The sequence below is a fragment of the Glacieibacterium frigidum genome (assembly GCF_007097155.1).
Taxonomy (GTDB): domain Bacteria; phylum Pseudomonadota; class Alphaproteobacteria; order Sphingomonadales; family Sphingomonadaceae; genus Glacieibacterium; species Glacieibacterium frigidum.
The window spans coordinates 449,970-462,369 of the sequence record NZ_VJWA01000002.1 but is presented as its reverse complement, the minus strand read 5'-3'; the positions used below and the strand labels follow the sequence as shown (position 1 = coordinate 462,369).

At 71.4% G+C, this 12,400-nt stretch carries 16 protein-coding genes; 15 read left to right on the top strand and 1 reads right to left on the bottom strand.

Going from position 1 to position 12,400, the window contains the following annotated elements:
* Positions 1–8 precede the first annotated feature (8 nt).
* Complete coding sequence (locus FMM06_RS11735) at positions 9–908, bottom strand: haloalkane dehalogenase (protein WP_144237581.1); 900 nt, start codon at positions 906–908, stop codon at positions 9–11.
* A 215-nt stretch (positions 909–1,123) separates the two neighbouring features.
* Between FMM06_RS11735 and FMM06_RS11730 the strand changes: the two genes are divergently transcribed.
* The 15 genes from FMM06_RS11730 to FMM06_RS11660 all read left to right on the top strand — a co-directional run bounded on the left by FMM06_RS11730 (position 1,124) and on the right by FMM06_RS11660 (position 12,367).
* A complete protein-coding gene (locus FMM06_RS11730; protein WP_144237580.1) occupies positions 1,124–1,540 on the top strand; it encodes an endonuclease domain-containing protein in 417 nt (138 codons plus the stop codon).
* A 91-nt stretch (positions 1,541–1,631) separates the two neighbouring features.
* Entirely contained in the window at positions 1,632–2,366 is a 735-nt protein-coding gene (locus tag FMM06_RS11725) for a hypothetical protein (RefSeq protein ID WP_144237579.1), read from the top strand.
* Positions 2,363–3,631 (top strand): terminase large subunit domain-containing protein, encoded by a 1,269-nt coding sequence (locus tag FMM06_RS11720; RefSeq protein ID WP_144237578.1) that lies wholly within the window; start codon positions 2,363–2,365, stop codon positions 3,629–3,631. The genes FMM06_RS11725 and FMM06_RS11720 overlap by 4 nt, the downstream gene beginning before the upstream one ends.
* A gap of 177 nt (positions 3,632–3,808) precedes the next feature.
* Positions 3,809–4,912, top strand: coding sequence for a phage portal protein (locus FMM06_RS11715; protein WP_144237577.1), 1,104 nt, complete (start codon positions 3,809–3,811; stop codon positions 4,910–4,912).
* Positions 4,909–5,196 carry a DUF6127 family protein gene (locus FMM06_RS11710; protein WP_144237576.1) on the top strand — a complete coding sequence of 96 codons (288 nt, stop codon included), beginning with the start codon at positions 4,909–4,911 and terminating at the stop codon, positions 5,194–5,196. The genes FMM06_RS11715 and FMM06_RS11710 overlap by 4 nt, the downstream gene beginning before the upstream one ends.
* Entirely contained in the window at positions 5,193–5,585 is a 393-nt protein-coding gene (locus FMM06_RS11705) for an HK97 family phage prohead protease (RefSeq protein ID WP_144237575.1), read from the top strand. Before FMM06_RS11710 ends, FMM06_RS11705 begins: the two co-directional genes overlap by 4 nt.
* Positions 5,586–5,596: 11 nt before the next feature.
* Positions 5,597–6,700, top strand: coding sequence for a phage major capsid protein (locus tag FMM06_RS11700; RefSeq protein WP_144237574.1), 1,104 nt, complete (start codon positions 5,597–5,599; stop codon positions 6,698–6,700).
* Positions 6,701–6,848: 148 nt separating this feature from the next.
* Positions 6,849–9,524 carry a hypothetical protein gene (locus FMM06_RS11695; RefSeq protein WP_144237573.1) on the top strand — a complete coding sequence of 892 codons (2,676 nt, stop codon included), beginning with the start codon at positions 6,849–6,851 and terminating at the stop codon, positions 9,522–9,524.
* A 27-nt stretch (positions 9,525–9,551) separates the two neighbouring features.
* Positions 9,552–9,920 (top strand): hypothetical protein, encoded by a 369-nt coding sequence (locus FMM06_RS11690; protein ID WP_144237572.1) that lies wholly within the window; start codon positions 9,552–9,554, stop codon positions 9,918–9,920.
* Positions 9,921–10,130: 210 nt separating this feature from the next.
* The gene (locus FMM06_RS11685; protein WP_144237571.1) at positions 10,131–10,412 is read left to right on the top strand and encodes a phage fiber-tail adaptor protein; all 282 of its coding nucleotides are present in this window, start codon (positions 10,131–10,133) and stop codon (positions 10,410–10,412) included.
* Positions 10,412–10,918 carry a head-tail connector protein gene (locus FMM06_RS11680; protein WP_144237570.1) on the top strand — a complete coding sequence of 169 codons (507 nt, stop codon included), beginning with the start codon at positions 10,412–10,414 and terminating at the stop codon, positions 10,916–10,918. Before FMM06_RS11685 ends, FMM06_RS11680 begins: the two co-directional genes overlap by 1 nt.
* A gap of 11 nt (positions 10,919–10,929) precedes the next feature.
* Complete coding sequence (locus FMM06_RS11675; protein ID WP_144237569.1) at positions 10,930–11,235, top strand: head-tail adaptor protein; 306 nt, start codon at positions 10,930–10,932, stop codon at positions 11,233–11,235.
* Positions 11,232–11,456 (top strand): hypothetical protein, encoded by a 225-nt coding sequence (locus FMM06_RS11670; RefSeq protein ID WP_144237568.1) that lies wholly within the window; start codon positions 11,232–11,234, stop codon positions 11,454–11,456. The genes FMM06_RS11675 and FMM06_RS11670 overlap by 4 nt, the downstream gene beginning before the upstream one ends.
* Positions 11,453–11,827 carry a DUF3168 domain-containing protein gene (locus FMM06_RS11665; RefSeq protein ID WP_144237567.1) on the top strand — a complete coding sequence of 125 codons (375 nt, stop codon included), beginning with the start codon at positions 11,453–11,455 and terminating at the stop codon, positions 11,825–11,827. Before FMM06_RS11670 ends, FMM06_RS11665 begins: the two co-directional genes overlap by 4 nt.
* 132 nt (positions 11,828–11,959) lie before the next feature.
* Positions 11,960–12,367: a phage major tail protein, TP901-1 family gene (locus tag FMM06_RS11660; protein ID WP_144237566.1), complete on the top strand. Its 408-nt coding sequence runs from the start codon at positions 11,960–11,962 to the stop codon at positions 12,365–12,367.
* The last annotated feature ends 33 nt before the right edge of the window (positions 12,368–12,400 follow it).

Below are 12,400 nucleotides of genomic sequence, written 5' to 3'. Positions count from 1 at the left end.
CTGAGAGGTCAGGCGCGCACGAACCCGTCGATCAGCTCGACGAGCGCGTCGGCCGAGTCCTCCTGCAGGAAGTGGCCGCCGGGCACGATCCGGTGCGGCTGGCCCTTCGCACCGGGGATGCGCTCGATGAAGATGCGCTCGCCGCCTGCGGTGACCGCGTCGCGGTCGCTGAACGCGGTGACGACGGGGCGGTCGAAGCGGCTCAGCACCTCCCACGCCGCGCGGTTCTCGGCGACCGAGGCGTGCTCCGGGGTGACGGGAACCAGTGTGGGAAAGATGCGCGCCCCCGCCTTGTAGCTCTCGTCGGGGAAGGGCGCGTCGTAGGCGGCGATCTCCTGCGGGCTCAGCTCGCGCACAGAACCGCGGTTGAGGATCGCGCCGGCGGGAAATTCGGGCACCGACTGGCTGTACTCGCGCCACTGCTCGAAGCCCGCCGACCAGCCCGTCCCGACCGGCAGCCCGGTGTTGGCGATGACGAGCCGCGCGAACCGTTCCGGGAAAGCCGCGACGAGGCGCAGCCCGATCAGTCCGCCCCAATCCTGGCAGAACAGGGTGATGTGGTGCAGGTCGACCCCGGTCAGCCAGTCACTCATCCACGCGACGTGGCGCTCGTAGGTGTAGTCCGACAGCGCCGCGGGCTTGTCCGAGCGCCCGAAGCCGACCAGATCGGGCGCGACGACGCGGTGGCCCCTGGCGGCCAACGGCCCGACGAAGTGGCGGTACAAATACGACCAGCTCGGCTCGCCGTGCATCAGCAGCACGGGCGCGGCGTCGTGCGGCCCCTCGTCGACACAGTGGATCCGCAGCGCCTCCCCCGATTCGGCGTCGGTCACGGTACGGTAGTGCGGCGCGAACGGATAATCGGGCAGGTTTGCGAACCGGTTATCGGGCGTGCGCAGAACCTGCATGTGATGCTCCCTTGGGGGTGAGGCGACGGTGCGGGGGGCGGGGGGCGGCGTCAAGGTGGGGAAGAGCGGCGCAAGCGCGCCGCACCCACCCACTTCCCTCCCTGAAGAGGGAGGGGAGCAGCAGGGCCGAGCGGATCCCCCTCCCTCTTCAGGGAGGGGTTAGGGGTGGGTGCGCGCCGCTTGGCGCGCAACGCCCTGCGGATTAGCCTGCCACGATGAAGCGCGTCGCCCCTCCGCTCACCAAGCGCGCCCGCGAGCTTCGCAATAATGCTACCCCAGCCGAGCGCGCCGTCTGGCGACAGCTTCGGCACGTCAGCCCGCGCTTTACCCGCCAGCTCCCGATCGGCCCGTTCATCGCCGACTTCGCCTGCCGGACTGCGCGGATCGTGGTCGAACTCGATGGCCGCTCGCACGACGCGACCGAGGCCTATGACGCCGCACGGACCCGGTATCTTGAAGCGCAAGGCTGGACGGTCCTGCGCTTTGCCAACGAGTACGCGCGTGAGTGGCCCGAGGGCGTCGCCGGTGCCTGTCAACAGGCCGCCGAAGCCGGCGGCACCCACCCCCGACCCCTCCCTGAAGAGGGAGGGGGGAAGAGAAACGAACCAAAAACGCACAAAATGCTTGACTAGCGCAACGCTTCAGGCTATACGAAACCCAGCCTGACGAATCGCGTCCACGGCGAACCCCGCAATTTACGCGCTGCCTTCCCCGACCGGCCCATTGCCGTCGCCGGAGGCCGCGCGCCTGTCCGAAAGGTCCCGGTCGATGCCCCATCGTACCCCTGCGCTCGCCGATCCGGTTCGTTCCGCTGCTTATTTCGCGGCACTGGCCGAGACGCATTCGCTTGTAGCCGCTGCCAGCGCGGCGGGAATCGGCAACCCCGCCGTCAGCCATTATCGCCGACGCCATCCGGAGTTCGATGCACAGGTCAACGCCGTGCTCGGGCGACCGCTCGACCATGACAGCAGCCGCCGGACGTTTAGCAACGCACGCCAGCGCATCTTTCTGGATCGGCTGGCAGAATCGGGCTGCGCGCGTGACGCTGCCGAAGCCGCCGGTGTGTCGGGCTCGACACCCTATGGCCTGCGCCGCCGCGACATGAAGTTCGCTGCCGCCTGGGCCGCCGCACGCGACGAGGCGGTCGACCGCGCCTTCGGGCGCCTGCTGCATCAGTCGATTCACGGCTTCGTCAATGTCGATGTCGTCGGTGGAATCGAAAAGCGAAGCGTGCGCCACGAAGCCGGCACCGTGCTCAAGCTGCTCGATCGCTACGACGCCAAGCGCAGCCGCCAGCCGGGAACGGGGCGCTTTGTCGAACTGACCCCCGAGCGCGTCGCGGCGGCACGCACGTCGATCCTCCGCCGTCTCAACGACGGTGGCAGCCTGATCACCATGGCGGAAGCCGTGAGGGCCGCAGGGCTGTTGCCGGCGACGACTCCGGCCACCGCGGCATGAGCGCCGATGACGCGCTGACCGTCGACCAGGTCGCGGCGATCCCAGCCGACGACGCCGTGGCGGTTGCCGAAAGCTTCATGGTGCGCGGCCCGCAAAAGCCGCCGAAAGGCGACTGGACCACCTGGCTGATCCTCGCGGGTCGCGGCTTCGGCAAGACAGCGACTGGCGCTGCCTTCATCGACGAGTTGGCGATCGGCTGCCCCGGCGCCCGCATCGCGCTGATCGCCGCGACCGCCGCCGACGCGCGCGCGGTGATGGTCGAGGGGGAGGCGGGGTTGCTGGCGCGCAACCCGGCGATCAACTTCTCGCCCGCGCGCCGTCGCCTCGCCTGGCCGGGGGGCTCGTCGGCGATGCTGTTCTCGGCCGCCGACACCGAACAGGTTCGCGGGCCCAGCTTCCACTTCGCCTGGGGCGACGAGGCGGCGCACTGGGACCGCGGCGACGCGGTGCTCGCGAACCTGCGCATGGCGCTGCGGCTGGGCGACCATCCGCGGCTGCTGCTAACCACGACGCCCAAGCCGCTGCGCTGGCTGAAGCAGCTCGCCGTGGCCCCCGGCGTGGTGACGACGCGTGGCCGCACGGCGGACAATGCCGCGAACCTGCCGGCGCCCTTCGTCGAGGGGCTGACCCGCGACTATGCCGGCACGGCACGCGGGCGGCAGGAGCTCGACGGCGAATTCGTCGACGCGACCGAAGGCGCGCTGTGGTCGCGCGAGGGACTGGAGGCGTGCCGTATCGGCTCGGCGCCGCCCTGCGTGCGCATCGTCGTCGCGGTCGATCCGCCCGCCGGGGCGGGGGCGCGGGCCGACGCCTGCGGGATCGTCGTCGCGGGGCTCGACGCCAAGGGGCGCGGCATCGTGCTCGCCGACCGCAGCGTCCAGGGCTTGCAGCCGGCGGCGTGGGCAAGGGCAGTGGTCGCGGCGGCGGACGACTTCGGGGCCGATCTGGTGATCGCCGAGGCGAACAACGGCGGCACGATGGTCACCCACACGCTGCGCGGGGTCGACAGTAACCTCAACGTCCGCGCGGTGCACGCGAGCGCCGGCAAGGTGGCGCGCGCCGAGCCGGTGGCGGCGCTCTACGACGCGGGGCGCGTCAGCCACGCCGGCGTGTTCCCGGACCTCGAGGACGAGATGTGCGCGCTCGGCCGCGGCGGCGCGTGGGACGGGCCGGGGTCGCCCGACCGCGCCGACGCGCTGGTGTGGGCGCTGACCGAGCTGATGCTGGGTAAGCGCCGCGCCGAGCCGGGTGTGCGGATGTTGTGAACGCGGGCGCGCCAAGTGGCGCGCACCCTGTCGTCATCCCCGCGAAGGCGGGGACCCAAAGTCACGGACTTCGCTTCGACACCGGCACCCCTTTGTCCGCGATCGGTGACCTTGGGTCCCCGCCTTCGCGGGGATGACGAAGATTTTGCGCCACCTCCAATCGAGAGAGGCCCACATATGAAATTCCCCTTCCTCACCAAGCGCGCCCGCGCGTCGGTGCCGCGCGCGCCGTGGCTCAGCGCCTGGGCGCAATCCGACCCGCCGCGCAGTTACGAGGCGCAGGTCCGCGCCGCCTTCCTCGCCAATCCGGTGGCGCAGCGCAGCGTGCGGCTGATCGCGGAAGGCGTCGCCGGTGCGCCGATCCAGTCGACCCCCGCCGGCCATCCGGCGCTGGCATTGCTCGGCCGCGACGGTGCGCTCCTCGAAACCATCGCGGCAAACCTGCTCCTTCACGGCAATGCCTATGTCGAGGTGGCGCTGGGGGCCGCCGGACTGCCCGTCGCGCTGTACGCGCTGCGGCCAGAGCGCCTGACGGTGGAGGCCGATGCGAGCGGCTGGCCGGTGGCGTATCTGTATCGTGCCGGTGATGTCGCGACGCGCTATCCGGCGGAGACGCGGGGCGATGCGGCGGGGCTGCTGCACCTGCGGGCGTACCACCCGCTCGACGATCACTATGGGCTCGGTTGCCTGGGGGCGGCGGCAAGCGCGGTCGACGTCCACAATGCGGCGGCGCGCTGGAACAAGTCGCTGCTCGACAATGCGGCGCGGCCGAGCGGCGCGCTGGTCTACGAACCCGGCGACGGATCGGCGCTGTCGGCGGCGCAGTACGAGCGGCTGAAGGACCAGATGGGTGAGCAGTACATGGGTGCGGCGAACGCCGGGCGCCCCATGCTGCTCGATGGCGGGATGCGCTGGCAGCCGCTGTCGCTGACGCCTGCGGAGATGGACTTCGTCCGCGTCCGAGACACCGCCAGCCGCGAGATCGCGCTGGCGTTCGGGGTGCCGCCGATGCTGCTCGGCCTGCCCGGCGACGCGACCTACGCCAATTACCGCGAGGCCAACATGGCGCTGTGGCGGCTGACGCTGCTGCCGCTGTGCGCGCGCATCCTGGGCGGCCTGTCGCGGCATCTGCAGGACTGGTGGCCCGACCTGGTGCTCGACATCGACCGCGACGCGATTCCGGCCCTGTCGGAGGACCGCGCGCGGCTGTGGGGGCAGGTCGCGGGCGCCGCCTTCCTGTCCGACGACGAGAAGCGCGCATTGTTGGGAGTGAATTCATGAACGTCAGCAAGCTGCTCGCCGCGGCGAGTGCGCAGGGTGCCGATGCGGCACAATTGATCGACCTGGTCGAGGCCGCGAGCGAGGCGGGCGCGACGCGCGCGCTGAGCCGCATCGGCCTGCACGACGAGGCCGCGGGCAAGGACATCGGCGACCTGCGCCAGCTCGTCCAGGGCTGGCGCGACGCCAAGTCGAGCGCCGCGCGCGCCGTCGTCACCTGGGCGGTTCGCGGGATGATCGCGCTGCTGATCCTGGGTCTCGCGATCAAGCTGGGGATGGTGCGATGAGGCTGGCGGGTTATGCCAGCATCTTCGACGCGCCCGACAGCGGCGGCGACGTCGTGCGGCGCGGCGCCTTTGCCGACGCGAGCCCGCGAGTGCCGCTGCTGTGGCAGCACGCGACCGACGAGCCGATCGGGTTCGTCGAGAGCCTGTCCGAGGATGCCCGCGGGCTGCGGGTCGTGGCGCGCATTGCCGATACGCGGCGGGGGAACGATGCCGCGACCCTGCTCAAGGCCGGCGCCCTCGACGGGCTGTCGTTCGGCTACCGGGTGCGCGCCAGCCGCCCGGGGCGGGGGACGCGCGAGCTGCTCGCGCTCGACCTGCTCGAAGTCTCGCTGGTGACCTTTCCGATGCAACGCGCGGCGCGGGTGATCGCCTTCGCGCAAGATTTTTAAGGAGAGACTGCATGACCTATGAAACCAAGGCGGATGCCCTCGAGGGCGTGTTCGAGGCGCACGCCGACACCACGGCGACCGATATCGCCGCGCTGAAGGCCGATGTCGCGCGATTGAACGCGCTGCCGCTGTCGCGCCCCGCGCTGAAGGCCGACGTGCCCGTGAGCCACGGCTTTACCGAGCGTTACCTGCGCAAGGGCCTTGAGGTCGCCGAGACCAAGTCGATGAACGGCACGACGCCCGGCGACGGCGGCGTCGCGGTGCCGCGCGAGATCGACGCCGCGATCGACCGGGTGCTCAAGTCGATCTCGCCGATCCGGTCGATCGCGCAGGTGGTCCAGATCGGTTCGGCGGGCTACCGCAAGCTGATCGCGGTCGGCGGCATCGCCAGCGGCTGGGTCAGCGAGACGGGCCCGCGCCCCGAGACCGCGACCGACGCCTTTCAGGAGATCGCGCCGCCGATGGGCGAGCTGTACGCCAACCCGGCGGCCAGCCAGGCGATGCTCGACGATGCGATGTTCGACGTCGAGGCGTGGCTGGCGGGCGAGATCGGCCGCGAATTCGCGCGTGCCGAGGGGGTGGCGTTCGTGAACGGCGACGGCCTGACCAAGCCCAAGGGCTTCCTGACCTATCCGACGAGCACCGCCGACGACGCGACGCGCCCCTTCGGCACCGTCCAGTACCTTCCGAGCGGGTCGACGACCGGCTTCGCGAGCGCCGACAAGCTGATCGACCTCGTCCATGCGCTGCGGGCGCCGTACCGGCAGGGGGCGTGCTTCGTGATGAGCGCCGCGACGCTGTCGAAGACGCGCCAGCTGAAGGACACGACGGGCCAGTATCTCTGGCAGCCCGCGATGACCGCCGGCCAGCCCGCGACTTTGCTCGGCTATCCGGTCGTCGAGGCCGAGGCGATGCCCGACATCGCGACGAACAGCTTGGCCGTGGCCTTCGGCAATTTCGAGGCGGCGTACCTGATCGCCGACCGGACCGCGACGCAGGTGCTTCGCGATCCCTATTCGAACAAGCCGTTCGTGCACTTCTACGCGACGCGGCGCGTCGGCGGGGCGCTGGTCAACGCGCATGCGCTGAAGCTGATGAAGTTCGCCGTGAGCTGACGCTTGCTCCCCCTCCCCTTCAGGGGAGGGGGTCGGGGGGTGGGGACGTTGGGTGATCGCGGCCTGCCCCACCCCCGGGCCGCGCGTGCCGCGCGTCTCTCGCGCCTCCCCTGAAGGGGAGGGGAGCGATCAATCCAAAGGAACCGCTATGACAATCACCGCCGCCTCGGTGGAGGCGAACGGCTGGGTGCTGCGCCTGACCGTCACCGGCACCCCCGGCAGCTTCGCCACCTACGCCCTCGACCCCGACGGCAGCCCCCGCGTCGCGCTGGCGTGCGTCCACCCCGGCTTCGCGCCGTCGGGCGGCACGGTCGCCTCAAACCCCAGCGCCCGCACGCTGGTCGCCACCAAGCCCCTGCGCAAACCCGTCAACCCGGCGTCGCCCACCACGCCCGTCATCGACGAGACCGACAACGGCAACGGCACCGTCACCGTCCGCCTGGCGCTGTCCGAGTTCGTCCACGCGACCGAGACCAGCGTCGCCTGCACCGTGCTCGCCGGCTGGCGCAGCGGCGCGGCGGCGCAGGCGGGGATCGCCGTCACCAACAACTCGACCTTCGTCGCGGCGGTGCCGATCTTCCGCTGGGCGCGGCTCGGCTATCGCCGGGAGACCGGCGCCTTCGACGTCGAGCTCGTCGCCTTCTCGCACCATCCGCAGGGTGTGGCGCCGGTTGCGGGGGTCAAGTTCACCGTCACCGACGGCACCACCGTCAAGACCGCCTGGGCGACCGCGCTGTCGACCTCCACCGCGTACGGCGACGCGCTGCGCTGCTACCGCGTGACCATCGACCCGGCGACCGCGACGGCGCTGACCGCCGGGCTGCTGCGCTGCGATGCCGAGGTCTACCCCTGGCTGGGCGCGATGCGCTCGACCGATCCGGCCGGCACGCGCAGCATGACCGGCCTCGCCACCGCGGGCTACGGCGACAGCGCGCAGCGGCCGCACGTCGTCGGCTACGACCCTGCGGGCACTCGCTATGCCGGGCAATATCTGTTCGTCGATCCCGCCGGCACCACGACCGCCAGCCTCGCGATGGTGCAGCCCAGCCACGCGGCGGCGAAGGCGCTGGCTTTGGGGTCGCGCCCGGCCAACATCACCACCGCGATCCAGGCGCTGTACCTCGCCAACCGCACCCTCACTGCGGCGAACGGCGGCGCGAGTGCGCTGCGGGCGACCGACGGCGCGATGATCCGGCTCGCGGCGGGCACCCATGTCCCGGGTTCGACGACGGTGTCGTTCGGCCTGACGTCGTCGGAGCTGCCGGTCGTCGTGGAGGGCGACCCCGACGACGCCGACCCGCGCGCCAACTGCATCCTGCGGACGCAGGCCAGCGCGCCCATCGCGCGCGTCACTCGGCTCAATTATCGCAACCTGCGCCTGGAGATCGGCGGCACCGCGCTGTTCGGATCGGGCACCGCCTATTGCACCCTCGAAAACGTCGAGGTGCGCGGCAAGGCGGGCAGCGAGGGCAGCGCCGTCACGGCGTTCCTCGGCGCGGTTGCGGGGCAATTGCCGCTGAACGCGGTGCGCTCGCGCTGGTGGCGTTCGGGCAGCCGCTTCGGCGGGTCGACGCAGCTGATCGGCCTGCTGCGCAATTGCGAGTGGAGCCGCACCGCCGACGCCGCTGCCGTCCTGGGCGGGCGCTTCATCCCGGCGACCGAGGACAGCACCGCGACGGGTGTCATCGCCGGGGTCGGCGGCCAGGCCGTGGTGACGCAGGGCAACAGCGAGGACGTCGTCATCACCGGCGTCGACCTGCGCAGCGTCAAGGGCCGCGCCTGGACGACGGTGGCGGTTCCCGCGGCGATGGCGGGCACGCCCAACCCCAGCTATCGCCGCCTCGCCTTCGTCAACAACCTGTGCGAGCGCATCGGCACCGACCAGCAGCCGTTCTTCTCCTTCGGCGAGGAGATCCTCGCGACGATGAGCTACAACATCGTCGAGGGGAACAGCTTCGCCGGCGAGCGCTGCAACCTCTTCTATTCGGACCCGCCGGTGACGAGCGTCGCCGACACCAACACCGTGCTCAACCAGGCGTTCGGCAACCGGGTCGCGAACAACGTCTTCGACTGGGCACCGACCAAGCACGACGCCTTCAACGACCCGCAGACCGCCACGATGCGCGGCACCCCCAACGGCTATCGCCCGCACATGGTCGACACCTGGTCGATTACCTACGGGGTCGGCTTCGAGGCGAATGTCGATTTCGGCCGGCATGCGTCTGCAGGCAATTTCGCGTTCGAATATATGGGCGTGCGCAGCGTCCAGACGGTCGGCGCGGCGGCGAACTGGCCCGACGACCGCTCGGCCTATGGCACGGGCACGGGGGGCGGCACCTACCGCCCGGCTGCAACGTCGCTGACCGCCGGGCGCGCCCGCCGCGCCAATGTCGATCGCGACCGGACCGGCGCAGTGCGCGGCACAACCTTCGCCAGCGGTGCCAACGACGTGCCGGCGGTGGTCGCGGTCGCGCTGGCGCCTGCCGGGGCGCTCTCGGCGTCGGGGTCGGGGTCGCCGCTGATCGCGTGGGCGGGGGAGCTGGGGCCGTACGGCGCACGCAGCCTGCAGCTGGCGACGTCACCGGCAACCTTCTGGTCGGCGGAGCTGATGCCAGCCCCGTCGATGCTCGCGTCGCTCGCGGGATCGCCCTTGCTGACCCTCGAGACGGTCATGCTCGCGCCCGCCTCGGCCAGCCACGGCACGCGCGATTTCGGGGCGGCGGTGCTGCCCGACCTGGTGTTCGCGACCGCCCGCCTGATGCGCATCTCGGGCGAGGTGCGCGTGCAGGTCGTCGAACCGGACCGGTTGCTGCTGGTCTGCTGATTTTTCACCACCACTGGAGACTGACACATGGCAAAATTCGTGAACGGCGCCGTCCTCGACGGTGCGCTGAACCTCGTCGCGACCGCGACGCGCATGGTCGCGGTGGCGGGCCAGCCAGCGACCTACGCCGCTGCCGACGCGGGCAAGCTCGCCGAGGCGACGCTGGCGGCGGGCGACTTCGCGCTCGCAGCCGGCGACATCTCGGGCCGTAAGGTGACCGTCGCGGCCAAGTCGGGACTGAGCGTCGTCGCGGCGGGCACCGCCGACCATATCGCCCTGCTCGATCCGGCGACCTCGACGTTGCTCTACGTCACGACCTGCCCGGCGCAGGCGCTGCCCGCGGGCGGCACGGTGAGCATCGGGACGTGGGCGGTGGAGATTGGGGCGCCCAGCTGAAGCGCGGCCGAGCGCAGCGAAGCGAGTGCGCTTGCACTCGTTAGCTGCGCGCGGACTCGCGCGAAGCCGGACGGCGGGTGAGCGGCCTGCCCGCTCAACCCATCCGACGGCGCGGCTTTGCCGCGACGCTGCTTCGACGCACCCTCTCCCAACCCCTCCCTGGCGCTTCGCGCCGGTCCCTCCCCCAGTGGGGGAGGGGAAAGGTGAACAATGACCATCTTCCTGAAAGACCCCCAGGCGGGAATCGACTACGCCGTCGACTGGGGCGCAGCCTATCTGCAGGGCCAGACGATCACCGGATCGGTGTGGGCCGTCACCCCCGACGAGGCCGAGGGCGTGCGCGTCACCGGCGAGCTGGGGAGCGCGACGCGCACCGCCGCGACGCTGGCGGGCGGCGAGCCGGGCAAGCTGTACCGCGTCGCTAACCGCGTCACGCTCAGCGACGGCCGCACCGACGAACGCTCGGTGACGCTGCGTATCGAGCAACGCTGATGATCGCGGGCGTTACCCCGGTCGGGGTCGACGAGGTCAAGGCGTATCTGCGCCTCGACGACGGCCATGAGGACGCGGTGATCGCCGGGCTGGTTCGCGCCGCGACCGACATGGCGGAGGCGTTCACCGGCCGGTGGCTGATCGCGCGCGACTTCACTGCCGTGCTGGCGGGGAGCGGCGGGTGGCAGCGGCTGATGCCGGTGCCCGTCGTCGCGATCACCGGCGTGACGGGCGCCGACGGGCCGCTGCCGGCCGGGGCGTGCGAGATCGACATCGATCGCCACGGCGTCGGCTGGGTCCGGCTGTTGTCGGGCGACGCCACGACGCGCGTCACCGTTTCGGCACGCGCGGGGCTGGCCGCCGATTGGAACGGCATTCCGGAGAGCGTCCGCGCCGGGATCGTGCGCTGTGCCGCGCAGCTGTTCGCGGCGCGCGACGAGGCGGCCGAGGGATTGCCCGCGGGGGTGACCGCGCTGTGGCGCCCGTGGCGGGCTTTGGCGATCTGAAGGAGGAAATCATGACCGAATTCAGCGGCTCCCTGCGCGAGCGCGTCGGGCTCGAGGACTGGGCGGGGACGCCCGAGGGGGGCGAGTGGCTGCCGGGCGGCGACGCCTGGGGGGCGTTGGTGCCCGCCGACCACGGCCCCGCGGTGCTGGGCGAGGGGCGTGTCGCGCGGCCGCGCTACCGGCTGACGCTGCGTGTCCGCGACGTCTCGCTGACGACGCGCGTGCGCTGGCGCGGCCGCGTCCTCAGCGTGCTGCGCGTCGAGCCCGACCCCCGCGCGCGCGACCGAACGACCCTGTTGGTGGAGGACCGCGGATGACCGATTTCCAGACCCTGCTGCGTGCCATCGAGGTACGCGGACGCGACGCCGCGGCACGCGCCGGCGATGCGCTGGCGGCCGCCGCGATCGCCGAACTGCCCGGCGTCGCCGTGACCCGCGACGGTGCCGACGTGCTGCTGACCGCGCCCGGGCTGCGCGCCCGCGCCTTCGGCTCGCGGCGGTCGCTGCCCGACCCGCGGCTTACCGGACTGGTTCGGTGAGCGCCTCGCTTGCCGTCCAGGCGGCGCTGCGCGCGGCGCTGCAGGGCATCGCCCCGGTGTTCGACACCGTGCCGGTGTCGTCGCCCGCGCCCTACCTGACGATCGGCCCCGACAGCATGACCGACTGGTCGACCAAGACGAGCCAGGGCCGCGAGCATCGTGTCCTGATCGGCGTGTGGGACGACGCGCCGGGCCGCACGCGCGTCAAGGCGCTGCTCGGCCAGGTCGAGGCGGCGGTGCTGGCGCTGTCGGGAAACCAGGACGGTGTCCGAATCGCGCATGTCCTGTTCGTCCGCAGCTTCGTCGAACGCGACCCCGAAGGCTGGAGCCACGGCGTCGCCGATTTTCGCATCCGTACCGAGATGATCTGACGCTCATTCCTCCCACCGTCATGCTGGCGAACGCCAGCACCCACCCCGGCGCGACCTCAAAACATCGGGATCGGACCACCATGGGTGCTGGCGTTCGCCAGCAGGACGAACTTCCAAGATTGGAGAACCGATATGGCTTCCGAGAAGGGCTCGGCCTTCCTGCTGAAGGTCGGCGACGGCGCGGTGCCGCCCGCCTACACGACGATCGCCGGGCTGCGCACGACGCAGCTGAGCGTCAACGCCGACAGCGTGGTGATCACCAACAAGGGCTCGGGCGGCTGGCGCGAATTGCTGTCGGGGGCGGGGGTGCGCTCGGTGTCGCTCAGCGGCGCGGGGGTGTTCTCGGGCACGGTGGCGGAGGCGCGGGTCAAGGCGTCGGCGCTGGCGGGCACGCTCGACGACTATCAGGTGTCGTTCGAGAGCGGCGAGCGGCTGACCGGGCGCTTCCTGATCACCCGCCTCGATTACGCCGGGGATTTCAACGGCGAGCGGACCTACACGCTGGCGCTCGAAAGCTCGGGCGAAGTGGTGGTGTCGTGAACGCTGTCGCTGGTTCGTCTGGCGCAAGCGCCA

What these genes read in the sequence shown, in the direction of transcription:
- FMM06_RS11735 (WP_144237581.1), bottom strand. Translation starts at nt 908, where the DNA reads ATGCAGGTTCTGCGCACGCCCGATAACCGGTTCGCAAACCTGCCCGAT.
- FMM06_RS11730 (WP_144237580.1), top strand. Translation starts at nt 1,124, where the DNA reads ATGAAGCGCGTCGCCCCTCCGCTCACCAAGCGCGCCCGCGAGCTTCGC.
- FMM06_RS11720 (WP_144237578.1), top strand. Translation starts at nt 2,363, where the DNA reads ATGAGCGCCGATGACGCGCTGACCGTCGACCAGGTCGCGGCGATCCCA.
- FMM06_RS11715 (WP_144237577.1), top strand. Translation starts at nt 3,809, where the DNA reads ATGAAATTCCCCTTCCTCACCAAGCGCGCCCGCGCGTCGGTGCCGCGC.
- FMM06_RS11710 (WP_144237576.1), top strand. Translation starts at nt 4,909, where the DNA reads ATGAACGTCAGCAAGCTGCTCGCCGCGGCGAGTGCGCAGGGTGCCGAT.
- FMM06_RS11705 (WP_144237575.1), top strand. Translation starts at nt 5,193, where the DNA reads ATGAGGCTGGCGGGTTATGCCAGCATCTTCGACGCGCCCGACAGCGGC.
- FMM06_RS11700 (WP_144237574.1), top strand. Translation starts at nt 5,597, where the DNA reads ATGACCTATGAAACCAAGGCGGATGCCCTCGAGGGCGTGTTCGAGGCG.
- FMM06_RS11695 (WP_144237573.1), top strand. Translation starts at nt 6,849, where the DNA reads ATGACAATCACCGCCGCCTCGGTGGAGGCGAACGGCTGGGTGCTGCGC.
- FMM06_RS11690 (WP_144237572.1), top strand. Translation starts at nt 9,552, where the DNA reads ATGGCAAAATTCGTGAACGGCGCCGTCCTCGACGGTGCGCTGAACCTC.
- FMM06_RS11685 (WP_144237571.1), top strand. Translation starts at nt 10,131, where the DNA reads ATGACCATCTTCCTGAAAGACCCCCAGGCGGGAATCGACTACGCCGTC.
- FMM06_RS11680 (WP_144237570.1), top strand. Translation starts at nt 10,412, where the DNA reads ATGATCGCGGGCGTTACCCCGGTCGGGGTCGACGAGGTCAAGGCGTAT.
- FMM06_RS11675 (WP_144237569.1), top strand. Translation starts at nt 10,930, where the DNA reads ATGACCGAATTCAGCGGCTCCCTGCGCGAGCGCGTCGGGCTCGAGGAC.
- FMM06_RS11670 (WP_144237568.1), top strand. Translation starts at nt 11,232, where the DNA reads ATGACCGATTTCCAGACCCTGCTGCGTGCCATCGAGGTACGCGGACGC.
- FMM06_RS11660 (WP_144237566.1), top strand. Translation starts at nt 11,960, where the DNA reads ATGGCTTCCGAGAAGGGCTCGGCCTTCCTGCTGAAGGTCGGCGACGGC.